Origin of the sequence: Streptomyces sp. NPDC052682, assembly GCF_040678435.1 — a bacterium.
Taxonomy (GTDB): domain Bacteria; phylum Actinomycetota; class Actinomycetes; order Streptomycetales; family Streptomycetaceae; genus Streptomyces.
In genome coordinates this window covers 1-5,433 of the sequence record NZ_JBFATS010000043.1, presented here as the reverse complement: position 1 = coordinate 5,433, position 5,433 = coordinate 1, and the positions used below count along the sequence as shown (strand labels likewise).

The window sequence follows — 5,433 nt, the reverse complement described above, 5'->3', positions numbered from 1 at the left end:
CGGTGCGGGGAGCGCGGCCGCGGGCGCGCTGCTCGGGGCGTACGACGCCGTCCGCGCGGTGCTCGCGGTGGCCGCCGCGCTCGCGGTCGCGGAGCTCCTGCTGCGGCACTGCACCCGCCGCTTCGGCGGGGTCACCGGTGATGTGTTCGGGGGACTCGCGGAGACGGCGGCCACGACGGCGCTGATCGTCTCGTCGCTGACCTTTCGGTGAGCCCGGCCGGGTGGCCGCGGGTCAGCAGGCCCGGCGCCAGGCCCCCAGTTCGTACTTCTTCAGCAGTGAACTGAGCCTCAGCCGGCGGGACTCGGCGCAGAACCGGCCGGTGGGCAGCTCGTACTCGGCGTGGAACACCGCCTTGCCCGCGTCGATGAAGGGCTTCAGAGCCGCGCACTCGTCGTACTGGGCGCACTGCTCGTTGACCGCGAAGTCGAAGTCGCCGACCAGCTGCGGGATCTGGTCCAGGTCGTTCTTCAGGCCCACGGCGAGGCCGCGGTCGTGGGCCAGCTCGGCGATCAGCCGGTTGTAGCGGAGCTGGTCGCGGGCGGTGAGGGGGAAGCCGGTGGGGTTGCGGTAGCCGTCCATGTTGTCCGGCTCGACCGCGTCGAAGCCCTTGGCGCGGCACAGGTCGAGCCGGGCCGCCATGAGCGGCTCCAGGACGTCGGTGCGGCGGATGTCGAGCCAGCGCTCGCCCTCCCAGCCGTTGCCGCGGCCGAGGACCGACGGGGGGAACTTCTTCGCGTCCGGGCGCCAGTTCTCCCAGGCGCCGGCCGACAGGTAGCAGATGACCTTGCGGCCCGCGCGGTGCAGGGCGGCGACCGTGGCCTCGGAGTGGTCGAAGCCGTCGATGTCGTAGACCGGCACGTCGACGGAGGTGTCGAGCCGGCCGCTGAGCTGCCACTGCCAGGCGGTGCCGGGGCGCGGCTGCCAGCGGGAGCCGCCCGGCTTGTCGTCGGGGTTCGGGGTGCAGGCGGCGAGCAGCAGGGCGAGCAGGGCGGCCGGCAGCAGGGGGCGTCTCACCGGGTGGGCTCCAGGGTGTGCGGCAGCGTTTCCACGGATGATCCCCGACCCGGCACCGAGCAGTGCACCGTCGCGCCCCCGGCGTGCCGTGCCGGCCAGGGGCCGGGCCCGGACGGGGGTGTGCTGCCCGGGGATGGCGGGCAGGGTGTCCGGGCGGGGCCCGGCGTCGGCCAGGCGCCTGCGCTCACCGGCCGGCCCCGTCCGTGGCGACGGCCGCTTACCGGGGGTCGCGCAGTTCGAGGGGCCGGCCGGCGACGGTCCCGGGCGTGGGCTCGTACGCCTCTCCGGCCCGCGAGTTCCTGGGGGACGGTGCGCGTAGGCTCGTCCCGAGTGTTCGCCGCACCGGGGAAGGCCCCGCCGGGACCACGCCCTCGGGTGCTTGTCCGAAGGGTCTAGGGTCGACTGTCGGGCCCGGTCGACCCACACCGTTCGACCACCGCAACTTCACATCGGAAGCGAGAATTCACCACCGTGACTGCTCTCACTCTCAGCACCGCCGCGGCGCCCGGCCTGCGGGCCGACGCGCTCGTGATCGGTGTCGCCAAGGGCGACAAGGGACCGGTCGTCGCACCGGGCGCCGAAGCCGTGGACAAGGCGTACGACGGCAGGCTGGCCGGCGTCCTGGAGACCCTCGGCGCCTCCGGTGCCGAGGGGGAGGTGACGAAGCTGCCGGCGCCGTCCGGTTTCAAGGCCCCGCTCGTGGTGGCGGTGGGCCTGGGCGCCCTGCCCGAGAAGGACGCCTCCTTCGACGGCGAGGCCCTGCGCAAGGCCGCCGGTGTGGCCGCCCGGACGCTCGCCGGGACCAAGAAGGCCGCCTTCGCCCTGCCGGTCACCGACGCCGCCGACGCGGGCGCGATCGCCGAGGGCGTGCTGCTCGGCGCGTACTCCTTCGACGCCTACAAGCAGAGCGCCAAGGACCCGAAGGCCAAGAACGGCAAGGCGCCGCTCGCCGAGGCCGCGCTGCTCGGCGGCAAGCCCCGCGACAAGGCGTACAAGGCGGCCGTCGAGCGCGCCACCGCCGTCGCCGAGGAGCTCAACCGCGCCCGCGACCTGGTCAACACCCCGCCGAACGACCTCAACCCGGAGGCCTTCGCCGCGATCGCGCAGGCCGCGGCCAAGGAGCACGGCATCAAGGTGCAGGTGCTCGACGAGAAGGCCCTCACCAAGGGCGGCTACGGCGGCATCCTCGGCGTCGGCTCCGGCTCGGCGTCCGCGCCGCGCCTGGTGAAGCTGTCGTACACCTCCTCCAAGGCCAAGAAGCACCTGGCCTTCGTCGGCAAGGGCATCACCTACGACTCGGGCGGCATCTCGCTGAAGCCGGCCGGGCACAACGAGACGATGAAGTGCGACATGAGCGGCGCGGCGGCGGTCTTCGCCGCCGTGGTCGCCGCCGCGCGTCTCGGCCTGGAGGTCAACGTCACCGGCTGGCTGGCGCTCGCCGAGAACATGCCGTCGGGCTCCGCCGTCCGGCCCGGTGACGTGCTGCGCATGTACAGCGGCAAGACGGTGGAGGTGCTCAACACCGACGCCGAGGGCCGGCTGGTGCTGGCCGACGCGCTGTGGGCGGCCTCGCAGGACAAGCCGGACGCGATCGTGGACGTGGCGACGCTGACCGGCGCGATGATGCTCGCGCTGGGCAACCGGACGTTCGGGATCATGGCCAACGACGACGCGTTCCGCACGGCGGTGTACGAGGCCGCCGAGGAGGTCGGCGAGCCGGCCTGGCCGATGCCGCTGCCGGAGCACCTGCGCAAAGGGATGGACTCGCCCGTCGCCGACATCGCCAACATGGGCGAGCGGATGGGCGGCGGACTGGTCGCCGGGCTGTTCCTGCGGGAGTTCGTGGGCGAGGGCATCACCTGGGCGCACCTGGACATCGCCGGGCCGGCGTTCAACGAGGGCGGTCCCTTCGGGTACACGCCGAAGGGCGGTACGGGGACGGCGGTGCGGACACTCGTGCGGCTGGCCGAGCTGACCGCCGCGGGCGACCTGGGCTGATGGTCGCCTGACAGCACGGCCCCGTCCGGCAGGACGGCGGCCGCGGGGGCGTGGGGGCTGGTCGCGCAGTGCCCCGCGCCCCCGGGCGAGACCCCTGGCACCGGTCGAAAGGTGCTGTGTCTCACACTCGGGCCCCGCGTCTCTTCCTGTGCTGACAAGTGCGAAGATGGGGCTCGGCAGGACAGGGCCCCACCGAAGGGCCGAAGAACGAGCGGCCGGACACCAGCCGCCGACCGGTCACTGGAGACCGGCGTGGCGCACATGCATGGAGGACGTGACGTGGCGAACGACGCCAGCACCGTTTTCGACCTAGTGATCCTCGGCGGTGGTAGCGGTGGTTACGCCGCGGCCCTGCGCGGGGCGCAGCTGGGCCTGGACGTCGCCCTGATCGAGAAGGACAAGGTCGGCGGTACCTGCCTGCACCGGGGGTGCATCCCCACCAAGGCGCTGCTGCACGCCGGCGAGATCGCCGACCAGGCGCGCGAGAGCGAGCAGTTCGGCGTCAAGGCCAGCTTCGAGGGCATCGACATGCCCGCCGTCCACAAGTACAAGGACGACGTGGTCGCCGGCCTGTACAAGGGCCTGCAGGGCCTGGTCGCCTCGCGCAAGGTGACCTACATCGAGGGTGAGGGGCGGCTGTCCTCCCCCACCTCCGTCGACGTGAACGGCCAGCGCATCCAGGGCCGCCACATCCTGCTGGCGACCGGCTCCGTGCCGAAGTCGCTGCCGGGTCTGGAGATCGACGGCAACCGGATCATCTCCTCGGACCACGCCCTCGTCCTGGACCGCGTGCCGAAGTCCGCGATCATCCTGGGCGGCGGTGTCATCGGCTCCGAGTTCGCCTCCGCGTGGAAGTCCTTCGGCACCGACGTCACGATCATCGAGGGCCTGAAGCACCTCGTCCCGGCCGAGGACGAGAACTCCTCGAAGCTGCTGGAGCGCGCCTTCCGCAAGCGCGGCATCAAGTTCAACCTGGGCACCTTCTTCCAGAAGGCCGAGTACACCCAGGACGGTGTCAAGGTCACCCTCGCCGACGGCAAGGAGTTCGAGGCGGAGCTCCTCCTCGTCGCCGTCGGCCGCGGCCCGGTCTCGCAGGGCCTGGGCTACGAGGAGGCCGGGGTCGCCATGGACCGCGGCTACGTCCTCGTCGACGAGTACATGCGGACCAACGTCCCGACCATCTCCGCCGTCGGTGACCTGGTCCCGACCCTCCAGCTCGCGCACGTCGGCTTCGCCGAGGGCATCCTGGTGGCGGAGCGGCTGGCCGGTCTGAAGGTCGTCCCGATCGACTACGACGGTGTCCCGCGGGTGACGTACAGCCACCCGGAGGTCGCCTCCGTCGGCCTCACCGAGGCCAAGGCCAAGGAGATCTACGGCGCGGACAAGGTCGTCGCTCTGAAGTACAACCTGGCGGGCAACGGCAGGAGCAAGATCCTGAAGACCGCGGGCGAGATCAAGCTCGTCCAGGTCAAGGACGGTGCCGTGGTCGGCGTCCACATGGTCGGCGACCGCATCGGCGAGCAGGTCGGCGAGGCCCAGCTGATCTACAACTGGGAGGCGCTGCCGGCCGAGGTCGCCCAGCTCATCCACGCCCACCCGACGCAGAACGAGGCGCTGGGCGAGGCCCACCTGGCCCTCGCGGGCAAGCCCCTCCACGCGCACGACTGACCCTCGGTCACGAACGCGACGACACAGACTTCCGCACTTGTAAGGAGCAACCGAAACCATGGCGGTTTCCGTAACCCTTCCGGCGCTCGGCGAGAGCGTCACCGAGGGCACTGTCACCCGCTGGCTGAAGGCCGAGGGTGAGCGCGTCGAGGCCGACGAGCCGCTGCTCGAGGTCTCCACCGACAAGGTCGACACCGAGATCCCCGCCCCGGCCTCCGGTGTGCTGGCCTCCATCAAGGTCGCCGAGGACGAGACGGTCGAGGTCGGCGCCGAGCTGGCCGTGATCGACGACGGCAGCGGCGCCCCCGCCGCCGCCCCGGCTCCGGCCGCCGAGCAGGCCCCGGCCGCCGAGGAGGTCGCCCCGCCGGCTCCCGAGCCCGCCCCGGCCGCCCAGCCGTCCACCGAGCAGAGCGCCCCGGCTCCGGCGCCCACCGCCGAGGCCGCCTCCGGCGGCGGCTCCGCCGAGGGCACGGACGTGGTCCTGCCCGCGCTCGGCGAGTCCGTCACCGAGGGCACCGTCACCCGCTGGCTGAAGTCGGTCGGTGACACCGTCGAGGCCGACGAGCCGCTGCTGGAGGTCTCCACCGACAAGGTCGACACCGAGATCCCCGCCCCGGCCTCCGGTGTGCTGCTGGAGATCGTGGTCGGCGAGGACGAGACCGCCGAGGTCGGCGCCAAGCTCGCCGTCATCGGCGCCCCCGGTGCCGCTCCGGCCGCCGCGCCCGCCCCGGCCGCCCCGGCTCCGGCGCCCG

Annotated in this window: 5 protein-coding genes; 4 read left to right on the top strand and 1 reads right to left on the bottom strand. The window is 72.7% G+C overall.

The window, feature by feature from the left end; translation table 11 throughout:
- The coding region (locus tag AB0K80_RS33780) for an adenosylcobinamide-GDP ribazoletransferase (protein ID WP_365676370.1) at positions 1–211 on the top strand (211 nt) is incomplete at its 5' end.
- A 21-nt stretch (positions 212–232) separates the two neighbouring features.
- Here the strand turns inward: AB0K80_RS33780 and AB0K80_RS33775 are convergent.
- Positions 233–1,015 (bottom strand): endo alpha-1,4 polygalactosaminidase, encoded by a 783-nt coding sequence (locus tag AB0K80_RS33775; protein WP_365676368.1) that lies wholly within the window; start codon positions 1,013–1,015, stop codon positions 233–235.
- A gap of 471 nt (positions 1,016–1,486) precedes the next feature.
- Here AB0K80_RS33775 and AB0K80_RS33770 point away from each other — a divergent pair, with 471 nt between their 5' ends.
- The 3 genes from AB0K80_RS33770 to AB0K80_RS33760 all read left to right on the top strand — a co-directional run.
- Complete coding sequence (locus tag AB0K80_RS33770; protein ID WP_365676366.1) at positions 1,487–3,013, top strand: leucyl aminopeptidase; 1,527 nt, start codon at positions 1,487–1,489, stop codon at positions 3,011–3,013.
- A 279-nt stretch (positions 3,014–3,292) separates the two neighbouring features.
- Positions 3,293–4,681 (top strand): dihydrolipoyl dehydrogenase, encoded by a 1,389-nt coding sequence (gene lpdA / locus AB0K80_RS33765; protein WP_365676364.1) that lies wholly within the window; start codon positions 3,293–3,295, stop codon positions 4,679–4,681.
- A gap of 58 nt (positions 4,682–4,739) precedes the next feature.
- A partial coding sequence (locus AB0K80_RS33760; protein ID WP_365676362.1) for a biotin/lipoyl-containing protein occupies positions 4,740–5,433 on the top strand: 694 nt, incomplete at its 3' end.